Source organism: Streptomyces niveus (genome assembly GCF_001723055.1).
In the GTDB taxonomy this organism is placed as follows: Bacteria; Actinomycetota; Actinomycetes; order Streptomycetales; family Streptomycetaceae; genus Streptomyces; species Streptomyces niveus.
Genome location: NZ_MDCR01000128.1, coordinates 1 through 23697 on the forward strand (window position 1 = coordinate 1; position 23697 = coordinate 23697).

At 69.8% G+C, this 23697-nt stretch carries 24 protein-coding genes; 6 read left to right on the forward strand and 18 right to left on the reverse strand.

All coding sequences use genetic code 11. The features are described from left to right. Positions 1–73: 73 nt before the first annotated feature. From BHU15_RS16380 to BHU15_RS16390, 3 genes are all read right to left on the reverse strand, one after another. A complete protein-coding gene (locus BHU15_RS16380) occupies positions 74–934 on the reverse strand; it encodes a MetQ/NlpA family ABC transporter substrate-binding protein (protein WP_023542908.1) in 861 nt (286 codons plus the stop codon). An 81-nt stretch (positions 935–1015) separates the two neighbouring features. Then, on the reverse strand, positions 1016–1684 hold the full coding sequence (locus BHU15_RS16385) for a methionine ABC transporter permease (protein WP_023542907.1): 669 nt from the start codon (positions 1682–1684) through the stop codon (positions 1016–1018). Further along, positions 1681–2742, reverse strand: coding sequence for a methionine ABC transporter ATP-binding protein (locus BHU15_RS16390; protein ID WP_069627867.1), 1062 nt, complete (start codon positions 2740–2742; stop codon positions 1681–1683). The genes BHU15_RS16385 and BHU15_RS16390 overlap by 4 nt, the downstream gene beginning before the upstream one ends. A gap of 590 nt (positions 2743–3332) precedes the next feature. Between BHU15_RS16390 and BHU15_RS16395 the strand changes: the two genes are divergently transcribed. Both BHU15_RS16395 and BHU15_RS16400 read left to right on the forward strand, forming a co-directional pair. Then, positions 3333–3692: a hypothetical protein gene (locus tag BHU15_RS16395; protein ID WP_069627868.1), complete on the forward strand. Its 360-nt coding sequence runs from the start codon at positions 3333–3335 to the stop codon at positions 3690–3692. Beyond that, on the forward strand, positions 3689–4105 hold the full coding sequence (locus BHU15_RS16400) for a hypothetical protein (protein ID WP_069627869.1): 417 nt from the start codon (positions 3689–3691) through the stop codon (positions 4103–4105). The genes BHU15_RS16395 and BHU15_RS16400 overlap by 4 nt, the downstream gene beginning before the upstream one ends. Positions 4106–4142: 37 nt before the next feature. Here the strand turns inward: BHU15_RS16400 and BHU15_RS16405 are convergent, their stop codons facing one another. Together BHU15_RS16405 and BHU15_RS16410 are read right to left on the reverse strand one after the other, a co-directional pair. Further along, positions 4143–4646: a GNAT family N-acetyltransferase gene (locus BHU15_RS16405; protein WP_023542903.1), complete on the reverse strand. Its 504-nt coding sequence runs from the start codon at positions 4644–4646 to the stop codon at positions 4143–4145. 342 nt (positions 4647–4988) lie between these two features. Continuing rightward, a complete protein-coding gene (locus BHU15_RS16410; RefSeq protein ID WP_069627870.1) occupies positions 4989–6158 on the reverse strand; it encodes a glycerophosphodiester phosphodiesterase in 1170 nt (389 codons plus the stop codon). Positions 6159–6297: 139 nt separating this feature from the next. Here BHU15_RS16410 and BHU15_RS16415 point away from each other — a divergent pair, with 139 nt between their 5' ends. After that, the gene (locus BHU15_RS16415) at positions 6298–7071 is read left to right on the forward strand and encodes a lysophospholipid acyltransferase family protein (RefSeq protein ID WP_376206211.1); all 774 of its coding nucleotides are present in this window, start codon (positions 6298–6300) and stop codon (positions 7069–7071) included. 60 nt (positions 7072–7131) lie between these two features. Here the strand turns inward: BHU15_RS16415 and BHU15_RS16420 are convergent, their stop codons facing one another. Further along, positions 7132–8715: a DHA2 family efflux MFS transporter permease subunit gene (locus tag BHU15_RS16420; RefSeq protein ID WP_069627871.1), complete on the reverse strand. Its 1584-nt coding sequence runs from the start codon at positions 8713–8715 to the stop codon at positions 7132–7134. Beyond that, complete coding sequence (locus tag BHU15_RS16425; protein WP_023542899.1) at positions 8712–9260, reverse strand: TetR/AcrR family transcriptional regulator; 549 nt, start codon at positions 9258–9260, stop codon at positions 8712–8714. Before BHU15_RS16425 ends, BHU15_RS16420 begins: the two co-directional genes overlap by 4 nt. A gap of 138 nt (positions 9261–9398) precedes the next feature. Between BHU15_RS16425 and BHU15_RS16430 the strand changes: the two genes are divergently transcribed. Next, complete coding sequence (locus tag BHU15_RS16430; protein WP_069627872.1) at positions 9399–11618, forward strand: NADP-dependent isocitrate dehydrogenase; 2220 nt, start codon at positions 9399–9401, stop codon at positions 11616–11618. A gap of 63 nt (positions 11619–11681) precedes the next feature. Here BHU15_RS16430 and argH read toward each other — a convergent pair whose 3' ends face one another. The 3 genes from argH to BHU15_RS16445 form a co-directional block, all read right to left on the reverse strand. After that, the gene (gene argH / locus BHU15_RS16435; RefSeq protein ID WP_069627873.1) at positions 11682–13109 is read right to left on the reverse strand and encodes an argininosuccinate lyase; all 1428 of its coding nucleotides are present in this window, start codon (positions 13107–13109) and stop codon (positions 11682–11684) included. Positions 13110–13238: 129 nt separating this feature from the next. Beyond that, positions 13239–14432 carry an argininosuccinate synthase gene (locus tag BHU15_RS16440; protein WP_023542896.1) on the reverse strand — a complete coding sequence of 398 codons (1194 nt, stop codon included), beginning with the start codon at positions 14430–14432 and terminating at the stop codon, positions 13239–13241. Positions 14433–14517: 85 nt separating this feature from the next. Next, complete coding sequence (locus BHU15_RS16445; protein WP_069627874.1) at positions 14518–14904, reverse strand: DUF488 domain-containing protein; 387 nt, start codon at positions 14902–14904, stop codon at positions 14518–14520. A gap of 60 nt (positions 14905–14964) precedes the next feature. Between BHU15_RS16445 and BHU15_RS16450 the strand changes: the two genes are divergently transcribed. Further along, positions 14965–15573: a pyridoxamine 5'-phosphate oxidase family protein gene (locus tag BHU15_RS16450; protein WP_069627875.1), complete on the forward strand. Its 609-nt coding sequence runs from the start codon at positions 14965–14967 to the stop codon at positions 15571–15573. A gap of 51 nt (positions 15574–15624) precedes the next feature. Continuing rightward, the gene (locus BHU15_RS16455; protein ID WP_069627876.1) at positions 15625–16338 is read left to right on the forward strand and encodes a L,D-transpeptidase family protein; all 714 of its coding nucleotides are present in this window, start codon (positions 15625–15627) and stop codon (positions 16336–16338) included. Between the two features lie 16 nt (positions 16339–16354). Here the strand turns inward: BHU15_RS16455 and BHU15_RS16460 are convergent, their stop codons facing one another. The 8 genes from BHU15_RS16460 to BHU15_RS16495 all read right to left on the reverse strand — a co-directional run bounded on the left by BHU15_RS16460 (position 16355) and on the right by BHU15_RS16495 (position 23626). Continuing rightward, a complete protein-coding gene (locus BHU15_RS16460) occupies positions 16355–16942 on the reverse strand; it encodes an arginine repressor (protein WP_079128180.1) in 588 nt (195 codons plus the stop codon). Between the two features lie 7 nt (positions 16943–16949). After that, on the reverse strand, positions 16950–18164 hold the full coding sequence (locus BHU15_RS16465) for an acetylornithine transaminase (protein ID WP_069627877.1): 1215 nt from the start codon (positions 18162–18164) through the stop codon (positions 16950–16952). Further along, the gene (gene argB, locus BHU15_RS16470; RefSeq protein ID WP_069627878.1) at positions 18161–19078 is read right to left on the reverse strand and encodes an acetylglutamate kinase; all 918 of its coding nucleotides are present in this window, start codon (positions 19076–19078) and stop codon (positions 18161–18163) included. The genes BHU15_RS16465 and argB overlap by 4 nt, the downstream gene beginning before the upstream one ends. Further along, positions 19075–20244: a bifunctional glutamate N-acetyltransferase/amino-acid acetyltransferase ArgJ gene (argJ, locus tag BHU15_RS16475; RefSeq protein ID WP_069627879.1), complete on the reverse strand. Its 1170-nt coding sequence runs from the start codon at positions 20242–20244 to the stop codon at positions 19075–19077. Before argJ ends, argB begins: the two co-directional genes overlap by 4 nt. Before the next feature lie 40 nt (positions 20245–20284). Then, the gene (gene argC, locus BHU15_RS16480) at positions 20285–21313 is read right to left on the reverse strand and encodes an N-acetyl-gamma-glutamyl-phosphate reductase (RefSeq protein WP_069627880.1); all 1029 of its coding nucleotides are present in this window, start codon (positions 21311–21313) and stop codon (positions 20285–20287) included. A gap of 296 nt (positions 21314–21609) precedes the next feature. Beyond that, entirely contained in the window at positions 21610–21861 is a 252-nt protein-coding gene (locus BHU15_RS42275; RefSeq protein ID WP_069627881.1) for a transposase, read from the reverse strand. Between the two features lie 132 nt (positions 21862–21993). Beyond that, the gene (locus BHU15_RS16490) at positions 21994–22680 is read right to left on the reverse strand and encodes a class I SAM-dependent methyltransferase (RefSeq protein WP_069627882.1); all 687 of its coding nucleotides are present in this window, start codon (positions 22678–22680) and stop codon (positions 21994–21996) included. Between the two features lie 61 nt (positions 22681–22741). Next, positions 22742–23626 (reverse strand): NAD(P)/FAD-dependent oxidoreductase, encoded by an 885-nt coding sequence (locus BHU15_RS16495; protein WP_218028063.1) that lies wholly within the window; start codon positions 23624–23626, stop codon positions 22742–22744. Positions 23627–23697 lie beyond the last annotated feature (71 nt).

A 23697-nucleotide genomic window follows, 5' to 3' on the forward strand; every position in this document is an offset into this window, starting at 1 on the left:
TCCGGTACGAGCCCCGCACACGGCCGGGTGTGCGGGGCTCGTACCGGATTGACGGCCGGGCCGCGCGGACAAATTACGCGGGCGGGCCGAAGGCGGGCAGGACCGCGCCGTTCTTGTAGGTGTCCTTGATGTACTGCTCCACCTCGGGCGAGTTGAGGAGCTTGGCGAGCTTCAGGACACGCGGGTCCTTCTCGTTGCCCTCCTTGACGGCGAGGAAGTTGGCGTACGGGTTGTCCGCGGTCTTCTCCAGGGCCAGCGAGTCCTCGGCCGGGTTGAGATCGGCCTCGATGGCGTAGTTGCCGTTGATGACGGCGGCGTCCACGTCGTTCAGGGCGCGGGGCAGGGTGGCGGCCTCCAGCTCCTTGAACTTCAGGCCCTTGGCGTCCTTGATGTCGGCGAGGGTGCCGTTGCCCTCGACGCCGTCCGCGAGCGTGATGACGTCGTTGTCGGCGAGGAGCTTCAGGGCCCGGCCCTCGTTGACGGTGTCGTTGGGGATCGCCACGGTCTGGCCGGACTTGAGGGCGCCCAGGTCCTTGACCGTCTTGGAGTAGAGGGCGAGCGGTTCCAGGTGGACGTTGACGACGGGAACGATGTGAGTGTCGTTCTTCTTGTTGAAGTCGTCCAGGTACGGCTTGTTCTGGAAGTAGTTGGCGTCGACCTCGCCGCTCTCGGTGGCGGTGTTCGGCAGGACGTAGTCCGTGAACTCCTTGACGTCGAGCTTGAGTCCGGCGTCCGCCGCCAGCTTGTCCTTGATGAAGTTCAGGATGTCGGCGTGCGGTGTCGGGGACGCGGCGACGAGCAGGGGCTTGGACTCGTCGGCCTTGGCGCCGTCCGCCGTCTTCTCGGCGGGGTCCGACGAGGTGCCGCAGGCGCTCAGGCCGACGGCGAGGGCGGCGGTGGCGGCGGCTGCCGCGATCTTGAGGTGGGTGCGCACGAAGAGTGCCTCTTTCCGGTGTTCGGTGGTCGGGCCCGGACAAGGAGTGCGGGCCGGTGGGACATCTGGTGGCCGGTGTGGCTATGCCGTACGGGTCCGGCGGGTCAGCAGTCGTACGGCGAGGTCGCCGATCAGCTGGATCACGGTGACGATGAGGATCAGTACGACGACCGTGGCGATCATGAAGCCGTTCTCGAACCGCTGGAATCCGTACGTCACGGCCTTGGAGCCGAGTCCTTCACCGCCGACCGCGCCTGCCATGGCCGAGTAGCCGATGAGCGCGATGACGGTGGTGGTCGTGCCGGAGACGATCGACGGCAGGGCCTGCGGAAGCAGCACCTTGCGGACGATGGTGGGGAGGGAGCCGCCCATGGACTGGACGGCCTCGACCAGGCCGTGGTCGACCTCCCGTATCGCCGTCTCGACGAGCCGGGCGAAGAACGGGATGGCGCCGATGGCGAGCGGCACGATCATCGCGGTGGGGCCGATGAAGGTGCCGACGACGAAGGTGGTGAAGGGGATCAGCGCGATCAGCAGGATGATGAAGGGCAGTGAGCGGCCGATGTTCACGATCACGCCGACGACCTTGTTGACGGCGGTGTTCTGGAGCAGACCGCCCTTGTCGGTGAGGACGAGCAGGACACCCAGCGGCAGTCCGCCGACGACGGTGACCAGCGCGGACCACAGCACCATGTAGAGGGTGTCGAGCGTCCCCTGGGTGAGCAGCGGCTGCATTTCGGACCAGGTCACTTGGTGCCTTCCTTGGTGAGCGCGACGGTCTCGGCCACCTGCGGGGCGGCGTTCACGATCTCGACCTGGAGTCCCTGTTCGCGCAGGAAGCCGACGGGCACGACGTTCTCCTCGAAGGTGCCGGGCAGTTCGATACGCATCCGGCCGATCTGGCGGCCTCCGACGGTGTCCATGGCCGCGCCGAGGATCGAGATGTCGATGTTGTAGGTGCGCGACAGCTGGGAGATGACCGGCTGGGTGGCCGCGTCGCCGTGGAACGTGACGTCGAGGACCGTGCCGCCGGGTCCGTTTCCGGCGCCGTCCACCGGGAACAGTTCGCGCGCCAGTCGGGAGCCGGGGGTGGCGAGCAGGTCGCCGACCGTGCCGGACTCGGTGATCCGGCCCCTCTCCATGAGCGCGGCCGAGTCGCAGATCGTCTTGACGACCTCCATCTCGTGCGTGATCAGCAGGACGGTGAGGCCGAGCTGCTGGTTGATGTCGCGCAGGAGCCGCAGGATCGAGCGGGTGGTCTCCGGGTCGAGTGCGCTGGTCGCCTCGTCGGACAGGAGCACCTTCGGCTTGCCGGCCAGTGCGCGGGCGATACCGACGCGCTGCTTCTGGCCGCCGGAGAGCTGGGCGGGGTAGACCCTGGCCTTGTCGGTGAGACCGACGAGGTCGAGCAGTTCCAGCGCCCTGCGGGAACGTTCCTGCCCGGAGTGGCCGAGGATCTCCAGCGGCAGCTCGATGTTGTCCTGGACGGTGCGCGACGACAGCAGGTTGAAGTGCTGGAAGACCATGCCGATGGAGCTGCGCGCGCGGCGCAGATCCTTGCCGGCCCGGCGGCCACGGCCGGCGAGCGCGGTCAGATCGGTTCCGTCGACGCTCACGGTGCCGGCGGTGGGACGTTCGAGAAGGTTGACGCAGCGGATGAGCGAGGACTTACCGGCGCCGCTGCGGCCGACGACTCCGAACACCTCGCCTTCGCGGACGTGCAGGTCGACGCCGTCCAGCGCGGTGATCTCATGGCCGCGCGACCGGCCGGACCGGTAGATCTTCGTCAGGCCCGTAGTGGTGATCACAGGGGGTTTCCGTCACTGTCGGGTGCGCGGCACGGCGGCCGGGCGGGGCACGGGGATTCGGGCGGTCCGACAGGGCGCGGCGCGACACGGCACGTCAACTCGCGGCGGCGCGGGGCCGGTCACGGGTGAGGGACGTACGGGTGTGACGAGACGTGACCACGGGTGTGGCGTCGCTTCTGTCGGGTCTCGCTTCGGGGCGCGAGGCTCAGGCAGGGGCCCTCAGCGGGCGCACATTCGACACAGACAGCGAGCACCGGGCGTCGTGATCGCCTCGGTCGCAAGGATGCGGCTGCTCGTCGTGGTCATGTCGGTAAGTAAAGCAGACGTATATCCACGGTTCGGCGGCCTGTCCGAATAGCGGACAGCCCTGTACGCACTGCCGCCGGACGCGGCCGGTCTCCGGAGTCACCGCTCTGACCTGCGTGGATACGGGTACGGGGACCCCGCAGGCGGGGTCGGCGCCCGATCTGGAGTCAGGGCGGGTTGTGGCCAAGGCCACGGTCCGGCGGCCCGTGGGGCGGAGGGGCCCCGGCCCGTTCCCCACAGGGGCGAGCGCATCGGGCCTGTCGTGCCGTAATACTCTCGACGTCATGCTTGTCGCCCTGACGGTCGCGGTCTCCGTGGCCGCCCTCGCCCTCGCCGCCTGGTGCGGATTCGCCGCGTACCGGGACCAGCCCACCAAGGACTGGCACTTCATCGGCATGGCCGTGGTGACGGTGCTGGCGTTCGTCCAACTGGTGATCGGGGTCGTTCAGTTGGCGCGCGGTGAGGACCCGGCCGAGGGCTCGGTGATCTTCGTCTCGTATCTGATCGGCGCGTTCGCCGCCGTACCGGCGGCCGGATTCCTGTCACTGGCCGAGCGGACCCGCTGGGGCTCGGCGACGGTCGCGGCGGGCGCCGTCGTGCTCGCCGTGCTCGAAGTGCGTCTGTACGACATCTGGGGAGGCTGACCGTGGAGACCGGGACGGTGGGGCGGACGAGGCTGGTCCAGGGGCCCGGCCTGCTGCTCGTCTGGCTGTACGGGGTGATGTCGGTCGGCGCGGTGTCGCGGACCGCCTTCGAGATCTCCACCAAGTTCGACCGGGCGCCGCTGGCGTACACGCTGTCGGGCGTCGCCGCCGTCGTGTACGTGTTCATCACCTACACGCTCGTACGGGGCGGGGAGACGGCCCGGAAGGCGGCGCTGGTGTGCTGCGGGGGCGAACTCGTGGGCGTGCTCACCGTCGGGACCTGGACGGTCGTGGACCCCGCGGCCTTTCCCGAGGCGACGGTGTGGTCCGGGTTCGGCTGGGGGTACCTCTTCATTCCCGTGCTGCTGCCGGTCACGGGGATGCTGTGGCTGCGCAGGTCCCGACGGAGTTGAGCGGCTGGGCTCTTGAGGTCTGAGCGGCGGCCGGCCGTCAGGCGCTGGCGACGAACGCCCCGGTGGCCGCCTCCTTCTCCAGCGTCACGAGCGTGAGCCCGGGACCGGTCGGCTCGCTCGCCACCGGCGCGTACCCCTTGCTCCGGTACAGCCGCAGATTGCCCTCGCTGCGATGGCCGGTGAAGAGCTGGAAGCGCTTGGCGGCCTCCGCCCCGGCGAAGCTTCCCTCTATCGCGTCGAGCAGCCGCCCGCCGAGCCCGTGGTGCCGCATCCGGGGATGGACGATGAGCTTGCCGATCCTGGCCGTGCCCTCGGAGTCGATGACGCCCCGCACGGAGGCCACGACTTCGCCGCCGAGCCTGGCCACCAGCGCGTGGCCGCGGGCGATCTCGTCCTTGAGGTCGTCGAGGGTCTGGGTCAGCGGTTCGATGGTGTAGTCACCGTAGAGCTCGGCCTCGCTCTGGTAACACAGGTACTGAAGCTTGAGGATGTGTTCCGCGTCCTGTGCACTCGCCGCTGAGATGGTCACGCTCATGCCCATGTGTGCATGCCTCCCGCTCACCTGCTGCCGCCGGTTGTCTACCGCTCCTTTCCCCGGAGTTCAGGAGCTGCAACCTCTGTGGTGAGCATTCTGCGCAGGCATCACAGGCGTGGGGAACGCCAAGGCTCCAATCCACCCTGTGAGATAGCCAACTCCCCTGTGATTTCGCGGTGACCGAGGTCGTCGGGCGACAACATCGCAGCCACCGGGCGGCGCCGGGGGCCAGGTGTACGTTCTGCGGTCCCGTGCCCAACTCGGCCTCCGTGGGAGACGGTTGTGCCCCGGCGGGCGAGGAGCCCGCCGGGGCACGGGTGTCACGGTGTCAGGGAGTCTCGGACGCGCCTACTTCTTGTTGAAGTCGGCGGCGGCCAGCAGACCCGTGTCCGGGTTGTCGGTGAAGATGCCGTCGATGCCCTGCTCGAAGTAGGTCTTGAAGGCGCCGAAGGCGTCGCCGTACGCGTTGGGGTCCGTGCCGATCCGGAAGTCGGCCGGCAGGAAGCTGTTCTCGTTGCGCATCGTGTACGGGTGCAGGATCAGGCCCTTGGCGTGGGCGTCGCGCACCAGCGTGGTCGGCTTGCCCAGCTTGCCCGTCGCGTCCTTCGGGATGATCAGGTCCACCCACGGGCCGATGCCCTGCGCGAAGGACGCGATCCACTTCAGCCCCTCGGGCTTGATGAGGTCGGCCACGAAGCGCGGGTCGCCGGACTGCTTGAAGTCCCACGGCTGGGTGTTCGCGGCGTCGAACAGCACGACGCGCGGGGTCGAGACCAGCTTGGCCATGCGCTGCATGCTGGTGGGCTCGAAGGACTGGAGGAAGAGCGGCGAGTCGCGGCGGTCCCTGCCGTACCGGCGCAGCAGCTTCGCGAGGCGCTCCTCCAGACCGAGGCCCAGACCCCGGAAGTAGGTGGGGTGCTTCGTCTCGACGTACAGCCATACGGGCTCACCCCGGCGGCGGCCCTCCTCGTCGGCCCAGCGCAGCACCTCCTCGAAGGTGGGGATCTCCCAGCGGCCGTTGTAGAGGGTGCTGTGCGGGCGCGACTGCGGGATGCGCTCCTTGGCGCGCAGCTTCTTCAGCTCGGCGAGCGTGAAGTCCTCGGTGAACCAGCCGGTGAGGCTGACGCCGTCGACGCTCTTGGTGGTCTTGCGCCCGGCGAACTCCGGGTGGTCGGCGACATCGGTGGTACCCGTGATGTCGTTCTCGTGACGGCAGACGAGATGACCGTCCTTCGTCGGCACGAGGTCCTGCTCGATCACGTGCGCGCCCATGTCGAGCGCGAGCTGGTACGAACCGAGGGTGTGCTCGGGCCGGTAGCCGCTGGCACCGCGGTGTCCGACGATCGTCGGCACGGGCAGCTTCTTCTGCGGCGGGCGGTGGCCCGCGCCGCGCGTGCCGGCCTGTGCGGCCTGCGCCGCACCGGCCGTACCGGCGGAAAGACCGAGTGCGGCCGAGCCGATCACCGCCGCTCCCAGCACGGTCCGTCGTCCCGGGATGTTCCGCGCACCCTGTGTCATGAACGCTCCTTCATGTGATGTCCATGTGCTGTCCCGCACCTGTCAAGCGAGGGCTTGAGCGTAGACAGCGGTCTCCGTACGCGGGGCAGATCTGGCGCGAACACACCGGAAACTCGTGTCAACACCCTGTAACCGATGGATGAACCCGATGTGCGCGGGGGCCCGACCCGCGAGTATCGTCCTCACCTGCGACGAGTTAGTCGGCTCGCTACGAACGCTCACCAACCGGAGGACCCCGTTGTCCCGCTTTGCGCTCGTCAAAGCAGTGCTCGGACCGATCTTGCGTCTGATGTTCCGGCCACGGGTGGAGGGCGCCGAGAACATTCCGGGGACCGGCCCGGTGATCCTCGCCGGCAATCACCTCACGTTCATCGACTCGATGATCCTGCCCCTCGTCTGCGGCAGCCGGCAGGTCTTCTTCATCGGCAAGGACGAGTACGTCACCGGCAAGGGGATCAAGGGCCGGCTGATGGCCTGGTTCTTCACCGGCTGCGGCATGATCCCGGTGGACCGTGACGGCGGGCGCGGCGGTGTCGCGGCGCTGATGACCGGCCGCCGGGTGCTGGAGGACGGCCATATGTTCGGCATCTACCCGGAGGGCACGCGCTCCCCCGACGGCCGGCTGTACCGGGGCCGTACCGGTATCGCGCGGCTCACGCTGATGACGGGCGCGCCGGTGGTGCCGTTCGCGATGATCGGCACGGACAAGATCCAGCCGAACGGGTCGGGGATGCCGCGGCCGAGCAGGGTGACGGTCCGCTTCGGCGCGCCGATGGAGTTCTCGCGGTACGACGGCATGGACCGCGACCGCTATGTGCTGCGGGCGGTGACCGACTCCGTGATGACGGAGGTCATGCGGCTCGGCGGACAGGAATACGTGGACATGTACGCCACCAAGGCGAAGGCGGCCTGACCCGGCCGACCCACCAGGTGCCCCGCACCCCCGGCCTCGGGGGTGCGGGGCACCGGTGTGTCAGTGCCGGGCGTCCTGCGGATCCGGCACGGCGTCCTCCTGCCCGTGCTCCACGCCGTCCTCCAGCTTCTGGCCGCGCAGCAGGAACCACGCCACCACCGACGTCGCGAGCAGCACCGCGGCCCCGGCGCCCGCCGCGATGCGCAGGCCGTGGACGAAGGCCTCCTGGGCCGCCGCGACCAGTTCGGCCGCCTGGTGGCCGGGGATGCCGCCCGCCGCCTCGACCGCGCCGCCGAGGGACTCGTGCGCGGCGTCCGCCGTCCCGGCGGGTACGCCCGCCGGGGTGTGGAAGCCCCGGTAGACGCCCGTGACGATCGAGCCGAGGAGCGCGATGCCGAGCGCGGCGCCCAGTTCGTACGCCGTCTCCGACACCGCCGACGCGGAGCCCGCCTGTTCCTTGGGGACGCTGGAGAGGATCACGTCGGCCGTCACGGTGAAGGAGAATCCCGCGCCGACGCCGACGACCAGCAGTACGGCGCCGAGCATCGGGTAGCCGGTGTTCTCGGTCAGCAGGACGAGTGCGGCGGTCGCCAGGCCTACTCCGGCGAGGCCGCCGGCCACCACGAGCCGTACGGAGAACCGCCGGGCGGCCCGCCCGGCGAGCAGCCCCGCCGTCACGGCTCCGACGGCGGCGGGCAGTTCGGCCACGCCCGCCTCCAACGGGCCGCGGCCCTGGACGAGTTGCAGATACTGCGACAGGAAGAAGACGAGCCCCGACAGACCGAGGATGGTCAGCAGGTCGGCGAGTACGGCGCCGGAGAAGCCGCGGTTCCTGAACAGCCGCATGTCGAGCAGCGGATGGCGGATCCTGAGCTGTCTGCGGACGAAACGGACCAGCGCGGCGACACCGACCACCGCCGCGGCGGCGATGTCCCAGCGCAGCCCGTGCGCGGCGGCTTCCTTGATGGCGTACACGACACCGACGATGCCGACGAGGGACAGCACCACGCTCTGGAGGTCCCAGGGGCCGGGCGCGGGGTTCTTCGACTCGGGCAGGAGTTTCACGCCGACGACGACCAGGACCGCCATGACGGGCAGGTTGATCAGGAAGACCGAGCCCCACCAGAAGTGCTCCAGCAGGAATCCGCCGACGACCGGGCCCACGGCCGCGCCCGCCGAGGCGGCGGCGCCCCAGATACCGATCGCGACGCTGCGCTCCCGGGGGTCGTGGAAGATGTTGCGGATCAGAGCCAGCGTGGACGGCATCAGCGTCGCGCCGGCGACACCGAGCAGCGCCCGCGCGACGATCATCATCTCGGGGCTGGTGGCGTACGCGTTGAGTACGGATACGGCGCCGAAGGCGACGGCGCCGGTCAGCAGCAGTTTCTTGCGGCCGATCCGGTCACCGAGGCTGCCCATGGAGACGAGCAGGCCGGCGATGACGAACGAGTAGATGTCGCCGATCCACAGCAGCTGGGTGCCGGACGGCTTGAGGTCCTCGCTGAGGAAGGGCGTGGCGAGGCCGAGGACCGTTGCGTCGACCGCCACCAGCAGGACGGCCAGGACGAGTACGGACAGGGCGAGCCAGCGCCCCGGGCGCTGCCGGGCGTCCTTCTCCGTCGTCGGCCGATAGGTGCTGCTCATTGCTCCACGCTCCGTCGTGCTCCGCCGAGCAGAAGCTCGGCGATCATGTACTGGAAGTCCTTGGTGGCGACGCGTCCGTCGTGAACGGCCCAGAAACCTGAGCTGACCAGCCCGTAGAAGGCGTCGGTCAGCCAGGCCGGGCTCAGATCGATCCGGAACTCACCCTGCCGCTGTCCGCGCTGGAACACGGCGGAGACACGGCTGTCCAGCCGGTCCCAGCCCTCGTTCATCTCGCCCTCGAACAGCTGGTTCTCGGTGACGAGGAAGGCGAGGAGTCCGGCGGCGGGCTCGATCTCGGCGATGAGCCGTCGCACGGCGTCACTCGCGGACCCTTCGTCGGTCCTGGCCGCGTCGAGCGCCGCTTCGAACTCCCGGATGCCCAGTTCCTCCAGCGCCCTGACCAGCGCGTCCCGTCCGGCGAAGTGCCGGTGCAGGGTGGCCCGGCCGATGCCGGAGGCCCGCGCGACCTCGTCCATGGTGGCGGTCGCCTTGCGGGTGAGGAGGGCGGCGGCCGTGCGCAGCACCTGATCACGATCGACTGTCATGAGACAACCATAGCCCGAACGAGACACTGATGTCTCATCCGATACGAGTGGCACTCACCACGGGCCACTGTCGAACGTGGCCCGGCAACGAGATATCTTGATGTCGAGCAATGTTGCAGACGTGGAGCGGAGCACCCGGTGACAGACTCGACCATCATCTACACGCACACGGACGAGGCCCCGGCCTTGGCCACCTACTCATTCCTGCCTGTGGTCGAGGCCTATGCCTCGACGGCCGGGGTCACGGTGGAGCGCCGTGACATCTCCCTGGCGGGGCGGATCATCGCCGGTTTCGCCGACCGTCTCGAAGCGGGGCAGCGGATCGATGACGCGCTCGCGGAGCTGGGCGCCCTCGCCAAGACGCCCGCGGCGAACATCATCAAGCTGCCGAACATCTCGGCGTCGATCCCGCAGCTGAAGGCGGCCATCGCCGAGCTCCAGGAGCAGGGTTACGCGCTGCCCGACTACCCGGACGACCCGAAGTCCGACGAGGACAAGGACGTACGGGCGCGCTACGACAAGGTCAAGGGCAGCGCCGTGAACCCGGTGCTGCGCGAGGGCAACTCGGACCGCCGCGCGCCCGCCTCGGTGAAGAACTACGCCAAGGCGCACCCGCACCGGATGGGCGCCTGGACGGCCGAGTCGAAGACGAACGTCGCGCACATGTCCGCCGACGACTTCCGCTCCACCGAGAAGTCCGCCGTGATCGCCGAGGACGGCTCGCTGCGGATCGAGCTGGTGGGCGACGACGGGAACACCACCGTCCTGCGTGAGTCGGTGCCCGTGCTCGCCGGCGAGGTCGTGGACGTCTCCGCGATGCGCGTGGCCGCGCTGCGTGAGTTCCTCTCCGCGCAGATCGCCCGCGCCAAGGCCGAGGACGTGCTGTTCTCGGTGCACCTGAAGGCCACGATGATGAAGGTCTCCGACCCGATCATCTTCGGTCACACGGTGCGCGCCTTCTTCCCCAAGACGTTCGCGGAGCACGGCCACACCCTCGCCGCCGCCGGGCTGAGCCCGAACGACGGTCTCGGCGGGATCCTCAAGGGCCTCGAGTCGCTGCCGGACGGATCGAAGATCGCCGAGTCCTTCACGGCCGAGCTGGCCGAGGGCCCCGCGCTGGCGATGGTCGACTCCGACAAGGGCATCACCAACCTGCACGTGCCGAGCGACGTCATCGTCGACGCCTCCATGCCGGCCATGATCCGCACCTCCGGCCACATGTGGGGCCCGGACGGCGCCGAGGCCGACACGCTCGCCGTCATCCCCGACAGCAGCTACGCGGGCATCTACCAGGTCGTCATCGACGACTGCCGCGCCCACGGCGCCTACGACCCGTCGACCATGGGCTCGGTGCCCAACGTCGGTCTGATGGCGCAGGCGGCCGAGGAGTACGGCAGCCACGACAAGACCTTCGAGATCCCCGCCACCGGCACCGTGCGTGTCGTGAACGCGGCGGGCGACGCGGTGCTGGAGCAGACGGTCAGCGCCGGCGACGTCTTCCGGATGTGCCAGACCAAGGACGTGCCGATCCAGGACTGGGTCAAGCTGGCCGTCAGCCGCGCCCGCGCCACCGGGAACCCGGCCGTGTTCTGGCTGGACGAGGGCCGCGCGCACGACGCCAACCTGATCGCCAAGGTGAAGGCGTACCTGCCGGAGCACGACACCGACGGGCTGACCATCGAGATCATGACGCCCGTCGAGGCGATCGCGTTCTCGCTGGAGCGCATCCGGCGCGGCGAGGACACCATCTCGGTCACCGGCAACGTGCTGCGTGACTACCTGACCGACCTGTTCCCGATCCTGGAGCTCGGTACGAGCGCCAAGATGCTCTCGGTCGTGCCGCTCATCAACGGCGGCGGGCTCTTCGAGACGGGCGCGGGCGGCTCGGCGCCCAAGCACGTGCAGCAGCTCGTCAAGGAGGACTACCTCCGCTGGGACAGCCTGGGTGAGTTCCTCGCGCTGGCCGTCAGCTTCGAGCACCTCGCGACCACCACGGGCAACGCGCGCGCCCAGGTGCTCGCCGACACGCTCGACCGCGCCACCGGCACGTTCTTGAGCGAGAACAAGTCGCCCAGCCGCAAGGTCGGCGGCATCGACAACCGTGGCAGCCACTTCTACCTGGCGCTGTACTGGGCGCAGGAGCTGGCGAAGCAGACCGAGGACGCCCAGCTCGCCGAGGCGTTCACGGCGCTCGCCGCGACGCTGGCCGAGCAGGAGCAGACGATCGTGGCCGAACTGGTCGCCGTGCAGGGGTCGCCGGTCGACATCGGCGGCTACTACCAGCCGGACCCGGCCAAGGCGGAGGCCGTGATGCGGCCGTCGAAGACGTTCAACCAGGCGATCTCGTCGCTGGGTTGACCCACCCGGACACAAGAACGCCGGGCGACCGCTGCTGCGGTCGCCCGGCGTTCCCGTTCCCGGTTACTTCTTGGCCGTGGCCCACGCGTGCTGGATCGCCAGGTCCGTCTTCACCTCGGCGAGCTGGATGGCGACCGCCGAAGGCGCCGTACCGCCGCGCCCGTCGCGGGAGGCCAGCGCGCCGGAGACGTCGAGGACCGTACGGACCTCCGGTGTCAGATGCTCCGAGATCGAGGCGAACTGGTCGTCCGTCAGCTCGTCCAGCTCGATCCCCTCCTTCTCGCACACCTTGACGCACTCCCCCGCGACCTCGTGCGCGACGCGGAACGGCACACCCTGCCTGACCAGCCACTCGGCGATGTCGGTGGCCAGCGAGAACCCGGCCGGGGCCAGCTCCGCCATCCGCTCCCGGTTGACCGTGAGCGTCGCCATCATGCCGGTGAACGCGGGCAGCAGGACCTCCAGTTGGTCGCAGGAGTCGAAGACCGGCTCCTTGTCCTCCTGGAGATCGCGGTTGTACGCCAGCGGCAGCGCCTTGAGCGTGGCCAGCAGCCCCGTCAGATTGCCGATCAGCCGGCCCGACTTGCCGCGCGCCAGCTCGGCGATGTCCGGGTTCTTCTTCTGCGGCATGATCGACGAGCCGGTGGAGAACGCGTCGTGCAGCGTGACGAAGGAGAACTCCTTCGTGTTCCAGATGATGACCTCTTCGGCGATGCGCGAGAGGTTGACGCCGATCATCGCGGTGATGAAGGCGAACTCGGCGGCGAAGTCCCGTGCGGCCGTGCCGTCGATGGAGTTGGCGGCCGAGCCGCGCTCGAAGCCGAGGTCGGCGGCGACCGCCTCCGGGTCGAGGCCCAGCGACGAGCCGGCCAGGGCGCCGGAGCCGTACGGGGAGACGGCCGTCCGCTCGTCCCACTGCCGCAGCCGCTCCGCGTCCCGGGACAGGGACTGCACATGCGCCAGTACGTGGTGGGCGAAGAGCACCGGCTGGGCGTGCTGGAGATGCGTACGGCCCGGCATGGCGACGTCCGGGTGCGCCTCGGCGAGGCCGACGAGCGCGTCCTGGAGGTCGGCGATCAGCGCGCCGATGATCCGTGCGTGGTCGCGCAGATACATCTTGAAGAGGGTGGCGACCTGGTCGTTGCGGGAGCGTCCGGCGCGCAGCTTGCCGCCGAGGTCCGCGCCGAGCTGTTCGAGGAGGCCGCGTTCCAGGGCGGTGTGGACGTCCTCGTCGGCGACGGTCCCGGTGAAGGAGCCGTCGGCGACGGCCGCCTCCAGCCGGTCGAGACCGGCGATCATCCGGTCCAGCTCCTCCTCGGTGAGGAGGCCCGCCTTGTTGAGCACGCGCGCGTGCGCGCGGGAGCCCGCGATGTCGTACGGCGCGAGGCGCCAGTCGAAGTGCACGGACGCCGACAGCTTGGCCAGGGCCTCGGCGGGGCCGTCGGCGAAACGGCCGCCCCAGAGCCGGACGTCACCGGTGTTGCTGCTCACTGCTGGGTTGCTCCTTGCGTGCGGTCACACTGACGGGCGGGGTGAGGGATTCTCTCCCCTGCCCCGCCCCTTCCCGAAATCGGGGCTCCGCCCCGAGCCGCCGTCAAGTGCCGGACGGGGCCAGGACGATCAGGCCTGGTCGCGCTTGGCGGCGATCTTCGCCGAGAGGCCGAACAGCTCGATGAAGCCCTGCGCCTTGGACTGGTCGAACGTGTCGCCCGAGTCGTACGTCGCCAGGTTGAAGTCGTACAGCGACTCCTCCGAGCGCCGGCCGGTGACGACGGCACGCCCGCCGTGCAGCGTCATCCGGATGTCGCCGGTGACGTGCTGGTTGGCCTCGTTGATGAAGCCGTCCAGGGCCCGCTTCAGCGGGGAGAACCAGAGGCCGTCGTAGACCATCTCGCCCCACCGCTGCTCGACCTGCCGCTTGTAGCGGGCCAGTTCGCGCTCGACGGTGACGTTCTCCAGCTCCTGGTGGGCGGTGATCAGCGCGATCGCGCCCGGGGCCTCGTACACCTCACGGGACTTGATGCCCACGAGCCGGTCCTCGACCATGTCGATCCGGCCGATGCCCTGGGCGCCGGCCCGCTCGTTGAGCTGCTGGATCGCCTGGAGGACCGAGACGGGCTTGCCGTCGATGGCGACCGGGACGCCCGCCTTGAAGGAGATGACGACCTCGTCGGCCTCGCGGGGCTCGGCCGGGTTGGAGGTGTACTCGTAGATGTCCTCGATCGGACCGTTCCAGATGTCCTCCAGGAAGCCCGTCTCGACGGCCCGTCCGAAGACGTTCTGGTCGATGGAGTACGGGGACTTCTTGGTGGTCGCGATCGGGAGGTTCTTCTCCTCGCAGAAGGCGATCGCCTTGTCCCGGGTCATCGCGTAGTCACGGACCGGGGCAATGCACTTCAGCTCGGGGGCGAGGGCGACGATGCCGGCCTCGAAGCGGACCTGGTCGTTGCCCTTGCCGGTGCAGCCGTGGGCGACGGTGTCGGCGCCGTGCTTCTTGGCGGCGGCCACGAGGTGCTTGACGATCGCCGGCCGGGAGATCGCCGAGACCAGCGGGTAGCGGTCCATGTAGAGCGCGTTGGCCTTGATCGCGGGGAGGCAGTACTCCTCGGCGAACTCGTCCTTGGCGTCGGCGACCTCGGCCTCGACGGCACCGCAGGCGAGCGCGCGCTTGCGGATGACGTCCAGGTCCTCGCCACCCTGACCGACATCCACGGCGACGGCGATGACCTCGGCGCCCGTCTCCTCGGCGATCCAGCCGATGGCGACGGAGGTGTCCAGGCCTCCCGAGTAGGCGAGTACGACGCGCTCGGTCACGGGTTTCTCCTTACGGTGCATACGCTGATGGGTATAACTATGCAGTGCACCGTATGTTTTGTCAACGCGACCCCCGAGTGGCCGCTCAGGCACTCTCCGTGATCTCCGCCACCAGCACGAGAGGGTGGCTGTGCTCCAGGTCCTTCGTGGCCGTGAGCAGGGTGAGCGTGCCTTCGGCGGCCAGGGTCCGCAGGCGTTCGAGGGCGTCGGCCGCGCTCGATCCGGGCTCCGCCAGCTCGGCCCGGTAGCGGTCGGCGAACGCCGCGTACCTGCCCGGATCGTGCCCGTACCACTTCCGCAGCTCGGCCGAGGGCGCCGCGTCCTTGAGCCAGTCGTCGAAGACGGCGTCGGTCTTGGACAGCCCGCGCGGCCAGAGGCGGTCGACCAGCAGCCGCGTCCCGTCGTCCGGGCCCGGCGGCTCGTAGACCCGCCGGACCCGTACCTCGTGCGGGGGCTTCGTCTTCTTCGTCATGCGTTCCGTCCCTCGGAAACATCTCGACGGGTGCGAGCGTCGGCGCCGACAATAGATGTCATGGGAAAGCTCTACGAACGGATCGACGGCCGTATTCGCACCTTCATCGAGGAACAGCCCGTCTTCTTCACCGCAACGGCCCCACGCGCCGACGACGGTCACGTCAACGTCTCGCCCAAGGGGCGCTCCGGCAGTCTCGTCGTACTGGACGAGTCGACGCTGGCCTATCTCGACTTCGGCGGCAGCGGCGCCGAGACCATCGCCCATCTGCGGGAGAACGGCCGCATCACCCTGATGTGGTGCGCGTTCGACGGCCCGCCGAAGATCCTGCGCGTGCACGGGCGCGGGGAGCCGGTGTTCCGGGACGACCCGCGCTGGGCCGGGTACATCCCGCGCTTCGCGGACGCGGACGGGCCGAGCGCGCGGGCGATCATCCTGGTCAGCGCGGTACGGATCAGCGACTCCTGCGGATTCGCCGTCCCCTTCCTGGAGTACCGGGAGGAGCGCACGCAGCACGCCCAGCACTTCGCCAGGAAGAGCGACGAGGAGTTCGCGGCGTACTGCGAGAAGAAGGAGCACGTGGGCGTCAGCCTGGACGGGCTGCCCGCGCTCCCGCTGCCGCTGCCCGCCCGCACGGACGGCCCCGCCGAGGTCACCCGTTCGGCTTAGCGGCTCGGGACCTGAGAGGCCGTCACGCCTCGGGCGGCATACGGTCCGGGCATGCGCACCCTTCTCTCGCTCGGCTCCGTCCTGCTCGCCGTCGTCGCCACGGTCGCGGCGGGCCCCGTCGCGACCGCCGGCACCTCCGTTCCCCTCCCCGAGCGGATGGCCGACACCGGCGGCGGCGGTCAGCTGATCACCGCCGAGGCCGCGAGCACCGGCGCGACCACGGGCCGCGTCACCTGGTGGGACCGGCGCGGGGACCGCTGGGTGGCGGCGGGGTCGGCGGACGCGCGGTTCGGGGCCGGCGGGCTGGTCCCGGGCGGCGAGCGCGAGCAGGGCACATCGACCACGCCGACGGGGCTGTACGACCTGCCGTACGCCTTCGGTATCCGGCCCGCCCCCGCGGGGACCCGGTTCGCCTACCGCCCGGTGACCGACCGGTCCTGGTGGTGCCAGGACAACGACTCGCGGGCGTACAACCGGTGGGTCGAGGGCCTGCCGGCCGACTGCCGCGCGGCGGAGGCCGAGCATCTGACCTCGTACGGCGCGCAGTACGCCCGCGCCCTGGTCATCGGCTTCAACTACGACCGGCCGGTGCGCGGCCGGGGCGCCGGGATCTTCCTGCACGTCAACGGCAAGGGAGCGACGGCCGGTTGTGTCTCCGTGCCGGCCGACGCGATGAGCCGGATCCTCGCGTGGGCCGACCCGGCCCGCTCACCGCACATCGCGGTGGGCACGGCCTCGGGCCGTACGGCGATCACGAACTACTGAACGCGGGCTCCCGCGCTCAGCTGTCCTTCTGGGCCAGCCGCAGCAGATGGTCCGCGAGCGCCTGCCCGCCCACCGGGTCGCGGCTGATCAGCAGCAGCGTGTCGTCACCGGCGATGGTGCCGAGGATCGGCCGCAGTTCGGCCTGGTCGATGGCGGACGCGAGGAACTGGGCGGCGCCGGGCGGCGTACGGAGCACCACCAGGTTCGCGGACGCCTCGGCGGAGATGAGCAGTTCGCCGGAGAGCCGCCGCATCCGCTCCTCCTTCGCCGACTCGCCGAGCGGGGCGTGCGGGGTGCGGTAGCCGCCCTCGCTGGGGACCGCGTAGATCAGCTCACCGCCGGTGTTGCGGATCTTCACGGCGCCCAGCTCGTCCAGGTCGCGCGAGAGCGTGGCCTGGGTGACGTTCAGACCGTCGTCGGCGAGGAGCTTGGCGAGCTGGCTCTGGCTGCGGACCGGCTGCCTGTTGAGGATGTCCACGATCCGGCGGTGCCGCGCCGTGCGGGTCTGCGGGACGGACGGGCCGATGTGCTCGGCACCGCCGCTCGTCCCGTTCCCGCCGTCCGTGCCGATCCCGTTGTGCTCGGGTGCCTGCGCCTCGGTCATCGTCGTCTCATTCCCCGGTTCGTCCGTCCGCGTTGGTCCCGTGGGCGGTGTCGAGGATGCCGGGCAGGGCTTGGAGGAACGTTTCCACCTCGTCGTCGCCGATGATCAGCGGTGGCATGAGCCGTACGACATCGGGAGCTGGAGCGTTGACCAGAAGACCGGCATCCTGAGCCGCCTGCTGCACCTGTGGCGCGAGCGGCTCCGTGAGCACGATACCCAGCAGCAGCCCCGCACCACGGACATGGGAGATCAACGGGTGTCCGAGCGCCTCGATTCCACCGCGCAGCTTCTCCCCCAGCCGCTTCACCGTGTCGAGCGCGCCGTCCGCGCCGAGGGTGTCCAGGACCGCGAGTCCGGCGGCGCAGGCGACGGGGTTGCCGCCGAACGTCGTGCCGTGCTGACCGGGCTTCAGCAGGTCCGCCGCCGGGCCGAAGGCGAGCGTCGCGCCGAGCGGCAGACCGCCGCCGAGGCCCTTGGCGAGCGTGACGACGTCGGGCTCGACGCTCTGGTGGGCCTGGTACTCGAACCAGTGCCCGGTCCGGCCGATGCCCGTCTGGACCTCGTCGAGCACCAGCAGGGTGCCCGTCGCGCGGGTGATCTCCCGGGCCGCTTCGAGATAGCCCCGGGGCGGCACGACGACGCCGTTCTCCCCCTGGATCGGCTCGATGATCAGCAGCGCGGTCCGCTCGGTGACGGCGGCCTTGAGGGCGTCGACGTCTCCGTACGGGACGTGCGTGACGTCGCCGGGCAGCGGCAGGAAGGGCTCCTGCTTGGGCGGCTGGCCGGTGAGCGCGAGGGCACCCATCGTACGGCCGTGGAAGCCGCCGTCGGTGGCGACCATGTGGGACCGGCCGGTGAGCCGGCCGATCTTGAAGGCGGCCTCGTTGGCCTCGGCGCCCGAGTTGCAGAAGAAGACGCGGCCGGGGCGGCCGGCGAGGCCGATGAGCCGTTCGGCGAGGGCGACGGGCGGGCCCGCGACGTACAGGTTCGACACATGCCCGAGGGAGGCGATCTGCCGGGAGACCGCGTCGACGACGGCGGGGTGCGCGTGGCCGAGGGCGTTCACGGCGATGCCGGCGACGAAGTCGGTGTACGCGGTGCCGGCGGCGTCCCAGACGGTGGCGCCCTCGCCGCGTACGAGGGAGAGCTTCGGGGTGCCGTAGTTGTCGGCCATCACGTGCTGCCAGCGCCGTGCGAGTGCCTGATTGCTGTCGTCGGTCATGACGCTCCCCCTTCGGTCGTGTGCTGCCTGCCGTCCGGGACGACCATCGTGCCGATGCCGGAGTCGGTGAAGATCTCCAGCAGGATCGAGTGCTGTACGCGGCCGTCGAGCACGCGGGCGGTGTTGACCCCGTTGCGTACGGCGAACAGACAGCCCTCCATCTTCGGCACCATGCCGCTGGACAGCTCGGGCAGCAGCTTCTCCAGCTCGGTCGCCGTGAGCCTGCTGATCACGTCGTCGTTGTTCGGCCAGTCCTCGTACAGGCCCTCGACGTCGGTGAGGACCATCAGCGTCTCGGCGCCGAGCGCCGCGGCGAGCGCGGCTGCCGCCGTGTCGGCGTTGACGTTGTAGACGTGCCCGTCGTCCGCGCTGCGCGCGATCGAGGAGATGACCGGGATACGGCCGTCGGCGAGCAGCGCCTCGATGGCGCCCGGGTCGATCGCGGTGATCTCGCCGACGCGGCCGATGTCGACCAACTCGCCGTCGATGCGCGGCCGGTGGCGGGTGGCGGAGATGGTGTGCGCGTCCTCGCCGGTCATGCCGACGGCGAGCGGGCCGTGCTGGTTGAGCAGCCCGACGAGTTCGCGCTGGACCTGGCCGGCGAGCACCATCCGTACGACGTCCATCGCCTCGGGCGTGGTGACCCGCAGCCCGGCCTTGAACTCGCTGACCAGTCCGTGCCGGTCGAGCTGTGCGCTGATCTGGGGGCCGCCGCCGTGCACGACGACCGGCTTGAGGCCGGCCTGGCGCAGGAAGACGACGTCCTGGGCGAAGGCGGCCTTGAGGTCCTCGTCCACCATGGCGTTGCCGCCGAACTTGATGACGACGATCTTGCCGTTGTGCCGGGTCAGCCAGGGCAGTGCCTCGATGAGGATCTGCGCCTTGGGCAGCGCGGTGTGCTTGCGGGCGTTCATGAGCTGTACGCGCTGTTCTCGTGGACGTAGTCGGCGGTGAGGTCGTTGGTCCAGATGACGGCCGACTCGGTGCCGGCGGAGAGGTCGGCGGTGATCCGGACCTCCCGGAAGCGCATGTCGACGAGGTCGCGGTCCTCGCCCACGGAGCCGTTCTTGCAGACCCAGACGTCGTTGATGGCGACGTTCAGCCGGTCGGGGTCGAAGGCGGCGGAGGTGGTGCCGATCGCGGAGAGCACCCGGCCCCAGTTGGGGTCCTCGCCGTGCAGGGCGCACTTGAGGAGGTTGTTACGGGCGATGGAGCGGCCCACCTCGACGGCGTCGTCCTCGGTCGCCGCGTTGATCACCTCGACGCGGATGTCCTTGCTGGCGCCTTCGGCGTCGCCGATGAGCTGGCGGCCGAGGTCGTCGCAGACGGTGCGCACTGCCTCCGCGAACTCCTCGTATCCGGGCGTCACTTGGGAGGCACCGGAGGCGAGCAGCAGCACGGTGTCGTTGGTGGACATGCAGCCGTCGGAGTCGACCCGGTCGAAGGTGGTCCGGGTGGCGGCGCGCAGGGCCGAGTCGAGCGCGGGGCTGTCGACGTCGGCGTCGGTGGTGAGGACGACGAGCATGGTGGCGAGGCCGGGGGCGAGCATGCCCGCGCCCTTGGCCATGCCGCCGACGGTCCAGCCGTCGCCGCCCGCGACGGCCGTCTTGTGGACGCTGTCCGTGGTCTTGATGGCGATGGCGGCCTTCTCGCCGCCGTGCGGGGAGAGTTCGGCCGCGGCCTTCTCGATGCCGGGCAGGAGCTTGTCCATCGGGAGGTTGATGCCGATGAGCCCGGTGGAGGCGACGGCGATCTCGCCGGAGCTGTGGGTGTCGGGGACGGCCTGGTTCAGTACCTCGGCGACCTTCTCGGCGGTGGCGTGGGTGTCCTGGAAGCCCTTGGGGCCCGTACAGGCGTTGGCACCACCGGAGTTGAGGACGACGGCGGAGATCTGACCGCCCTTGACGACCTGCTCCGACCAGAGGACGGGAGCGGCCCTGACACGGTTGGAGGTGAAGACGCCCGCGGCGGCGCGGCGCGGACCGGTGTTGACCACGAGGGCCAGGTCCGGGGTGCCGCTGTCCTTGATCCCGGCGGTGATGCCCGCTGCCGTGAATCCGCCTGCTGCCGTGACGCTCACTGCGTCTCCTTCGTCGTGACTGGTGGGTGGAGGGCCTGGTTCACGGTGCGACGCCGGTGGCCGGGAGCCCGGTCTCCTCGGGCAGTCCGAGAGCGATGTTCATGCTCTGGACGGCGCCGCCCGCAGTGCCCTTGGTGAGATTGTCGATGGCGCTGATGGCGATGACGCGGCGGGCGCTCTCGTCGAGGACAACCTGGACGTGAACAGCGTTGGAGCCGTACACGGACGCGGTCGCCGGCCACTGGCCCTCCGGCAGGAGCTGGACGTACGGCTCGTCGGCGAAGGCCTTCTCGTACGCGCCGCGCACGTCGGCCGCGGTGACGTCCGGCCGCGCCTTCGCGGAGCAGGTGGCGAGGATGCCGCGCGACATCGGCGCGAGGGTGGGCGTGAAGGAGACGCTGACGCGTTCACCCGCCACCGCGCTGAGGTTCTGGATCATCTCGGGGGTGTGCCGGTGGCCGCCGCCGACGCCGTACGGGCTCATCGAGCCCATGACCTCGGAGCCGAGCAGATGCGGCTTGACGGCCTTGCCCGCGCCGGACGTGCCGGTGGCGGCGGTGATGACGGCCTCGGGCTCGACGAGCCCCGCGCCGTACGCGGGGAAGAGCGCGAGCGAGACGGCCGTCGGGTAGCAGCCGGGCACCGCGACACGCCTGGACCCCTCCAACGCGGCGCGGTTGCCCGGCAGTTCGGGGAGGCCGTAGGGCCAGGTGCCGGCGTGCTCGGAGCCGTAGAAACTCTCCCAGTCGGCGGCGTCCCTCAGCCGGAAGTCCGCGCCCATGTCGATGACGAGCACGTCGTGCCCGAGCTGCTCGGCGACGGCGGCGGACTGGCCGTGCGGCAACGCGAGAAAGACCACGTCATGCCCGGCGAGCACCTCGGGGGTGGTCGCGTCGAGCACCCGATCGGCCAGCGGCCCGAGATGCGGCTGAAGCGCACCGAGGCGCTGACCTGCGTTGCTGTTCCCGGTGAGGGCGCCGATCCGAACACCGGGATGCCCCAGGAGCAGCCGGAGCACTTCCCCACCGGCGTATCCACTGGCTCCCGCCACCGCTGCGTGCACTGCCATCGAAGCCCTCCTCGTCGATGGCATGACTATACGTAGCTCCGCAGCTTTATGCAACGGCGAGGACCTGTCGAGTGAGCCTATTCCTGTGACTGAGCGCTTCATCTGGGGGGTGAGCGTTGTAGTTGGCGGGTCTGTGCCCTGGTCGATGAGTGCGGCGAGTTTGGAACCGTACTCCTTGAGTGCTGTGGCCAGCAGTGGGTGCATGGGGTTGGATCGTCCCCCGCCCTCGATCGATCGGCTTTCGGCGGCGGCACTCGGGATCGGTGGTGCCGGTGTGGCGTGAGGGGCTGGGCGTCTCAGCGTTGTCGGTGGACTACCAGCGAATTGTGGCGGTCCTGTCCGACCGTGAACGACCAGGCCGATACAGTCGGTGACCAGGTGCCGGCGGCGCGCATCGCGCGCCACTGGATGCCGCCTGCGACCACGTAGCGGATCGCGTCAAGCATCTGCCGGTGGCAGTAGCCCTCGGGTCGGCCGCCCCTGCCCCGCAGCCGGCCCGGCACCGGAAGCGCGTCCCGCGCCACCTGCCCGCACCGAACGAAGATCACCGGATCCGGATACCGACCCCGAAAACCCTTCTGACCGACACACTCCAAGATCGGCAAGAGGACGGCTTCCTCAAGTCTGGGCCGCTTTGTCTGCGTCGTCGGTCGTTGCTCCGATGTGTCGTTGAGTCCTGCTCAGTAGGTGCGCACCGAGCCGCTGCTCGAGTCCTGGAGTCCACGGCGAGCAAACAGCGTGGCGTCATGGCCGTTGACTGTCGTTCCGCCGCGGGTCATCACCCGTGGTCGCTGTTCGACCACGAGGGCCTCGAAGTCTTCCGGCAGACCGGGCAGCAGCTCTTCTGCGAGGAACATGGCCTTGCGCTGGCTCGCGGCCAGCTGAGTGAATTCCGCGGACGGTGCGTGTCCGACGACGAGGAGATGTCCGCCGGGCGCGACAGCGTCGGCCAGTCGGCGGGTCACGTCCACCATCCCGCCGTCCGGCGCGTGCAGATAGTGGCTGGTAACCAGGTGGTACGACCGCCCCGCCGCCGCGATGGTCCGTGCGTCGACTTGCCACCAGTCAACCCGATCCATGACTCCCGCTTGCTCGGCGTGCCGGGCGGCACGTGACAGGCCGTTGGCAGAGAAGTCAGCGCCGGTGACCCTCCAGCCCTGACGGGCCAACCAGATCACGTCACCGCCCTCACCGCAGCCGACGTCGAGCGCGGTACCCGGCATCAGTTCGGCCGCTTCGGTGACGAGCTGGGGATTGGGGTTTCCGCTCCAGAACGCCTCCTGGCCGACATACCTCTCGTCCCAGCCCGGCGGCTCGAACATAGCGGCCGCTTCGTCCTCGGTGAGCTGGTTGCGATGCTGAGTCATCGGGGCGCTTTCCTCTCCACGTTCCTGGTCGGCTCGTTGGTATGCCTACGTGCACGGCCTTTCAAAGTGTCAGGCCGTGCCTACGCACGCCGAGCACGCGCTCGGTGACTTCCGCCTCCAATTCGGGAGTGAACGGGTGCACGGCAACCGCGTGGCGCACGTCCTCATTGACCAGATCGATATTGATCATCGCTCCGGTCCTTCCACCCTGGGCCGCCGCGTCAATGACCTGCGCCCGGTGGCCACGCACATTCCCGGCCACCCACACCCCCGGCACAGTGGTCATGCCCATCTCGTTCTCAGCGGCCACCGTCGCGCCGATGATCTGGTCGTCCATCAGCTGCTCCTCGGCGCGAAGGCCGAGTTTGGCCAGTAGGCCCACCTGCGCTACAGACACGGGGAACACGACGGCGACCTGAGCGCTGACCACGGTGTCGCCAACCCGGATGCCACTGAGTTCGTCACCGCTCACCTCGATACCAGTGACCGGGCCGGACACGACGGCGATGCCGCGCGCCGCGAGTTCGGCACGACTGGTCGCCGTCAGCTCGACGGAATCATTGGTGAACAGCGCGACCCGATCGGTCCACTGCCGCCACAGCTGCGCTTGGTGCAGCGAGGCCGCGCCGCTGCCGATGAGACCAACAGCCTTGTCGCGCACTTCATAGGCGTGGCAGTAGGCGCAGTGCAGTACGTCCCGCCCCCAACGGTCAGCGAGTCCGGGGATCGCGGGCAGCTTGTCGACGACTCCGGTGGCGACAAGCACCCTCCTGGCGTCCACGGTGGACCCATCGGCGAGGGCCAGACGCAAGGTCGAGGCGCTGATGCGCTCCACGTCGGCCACGGTGCCGCTGCGGAAGGCGCCACCGTACTGCTCAACCTCGGCCCGACCGATGGTCAGAAGCTCTCGCGGCCCGATGCCTTCCCGCCCGAGGTAGCTGTGCACCTGCCCGGCGCGACGTGCTTGTCATCGACGCCGGCACTCCCCGCAACGCACGCGCCGGGCACGTGCACAGC

Bases quoted from the DNA above. Each gene is read 5' to 3' on its own strand.
- BHU15_RS16395 (WP_069627868.1), top strand. From the start codon at position 3,333: ATGCTTGTCGCCCTGACGGTCGCGGTCTCCGTGGCCGCCCTCGCCCTC.
- BHU15_RS16405 (WP_023542903.1), bottom strand. From the start codon at position 4,646: ATGGGCATGAGCGTGACCATCTCAGCGGCGAGTGCACAGGACGCGGAA.
- BHU15_RS16410 (WP_069627870.1), bottom strand. From the start codon at position 6,158: ATGACACAGGGTGCGCGGAACATCCCGGGACGACGGACCGTGCTGGGA.
- BHU15_RS16415 (WP_376206211.1), top strand. From the start codon at position 6,298: ATGAACCCGATGTGCGCGGGGGCCCGACCCGCGAGTATCGTCCTCACC.
- BHU15_RS16420 (WP_069627871.1), bottom strand. From the start codon at position 8,715: ATGAGCAGCACCTATCGGCCGACGACGGAGAAGGACGCCCGGCAGCGC.
- BHU15_RS16425 (WP_023542899.1), bottom strand. From the start codon at position 9,260: ATGACAGTCGATCGTGATCAGGTGCTGCGCACGGCCGCCGCCCTCCTC.
- BHU15_RS16445 (WP_069627874.1), bottom strand. From the start codon at position 14,904: ATGACGAAGAAGACGAAGCCCCCGCACGAGGTACGGGTCCGGCGGGTC.
- BHU15_RS16450 (WP_069627875.1), top strand. From the start codon at position 14,965: ATGGGAAAGCTCTACGAACGGATCGACGGCCGTATTCGCACCTTCATC.
- BHU15_RS16455 (WP_069627876.1), top strand. From the start codon at position 15,625: ATGCGCACCCTTCTCTCGCTCGGCTCCGTCCTGCTCGCCGTCGTCGCC.
- BHU15_RS16460 (WP_079128180.1), bottom strand. From the start codon at position 16,942: ATGACCGAGGCGCAGGCACCCGAGCACAACGGGATCGGCACGGACGGC.
- BHU15_RS16465 (WP_069627877.1), bottom strand. From the start codon at position 18,164: ATGACCGACGACAGCAATCAGGCACTCGCACGGCGCTGGCAGCACGTG.
- argB (WP_069627878.1), bottom strand. From the start codon at position 19,078: ATGAACGCCCGCAAGCACACCGCGCTGCCCAAGGCGCAGATCCTCATC.
- argC (WP_069627880.1), bottom strand. From the start codon at position 21,313: ATGGCAGTGCACGCAGCGGTGGCGGGAGCCAGTGGATACGCCGGTGGG.
- BHU15_RS16490 (WP_069627882.1), bottom strand. From the start codon at position 22,680: ATGACTCAGCATCGCAACCAGCTCACCGAGGACGAAGCGGCCGCTATG.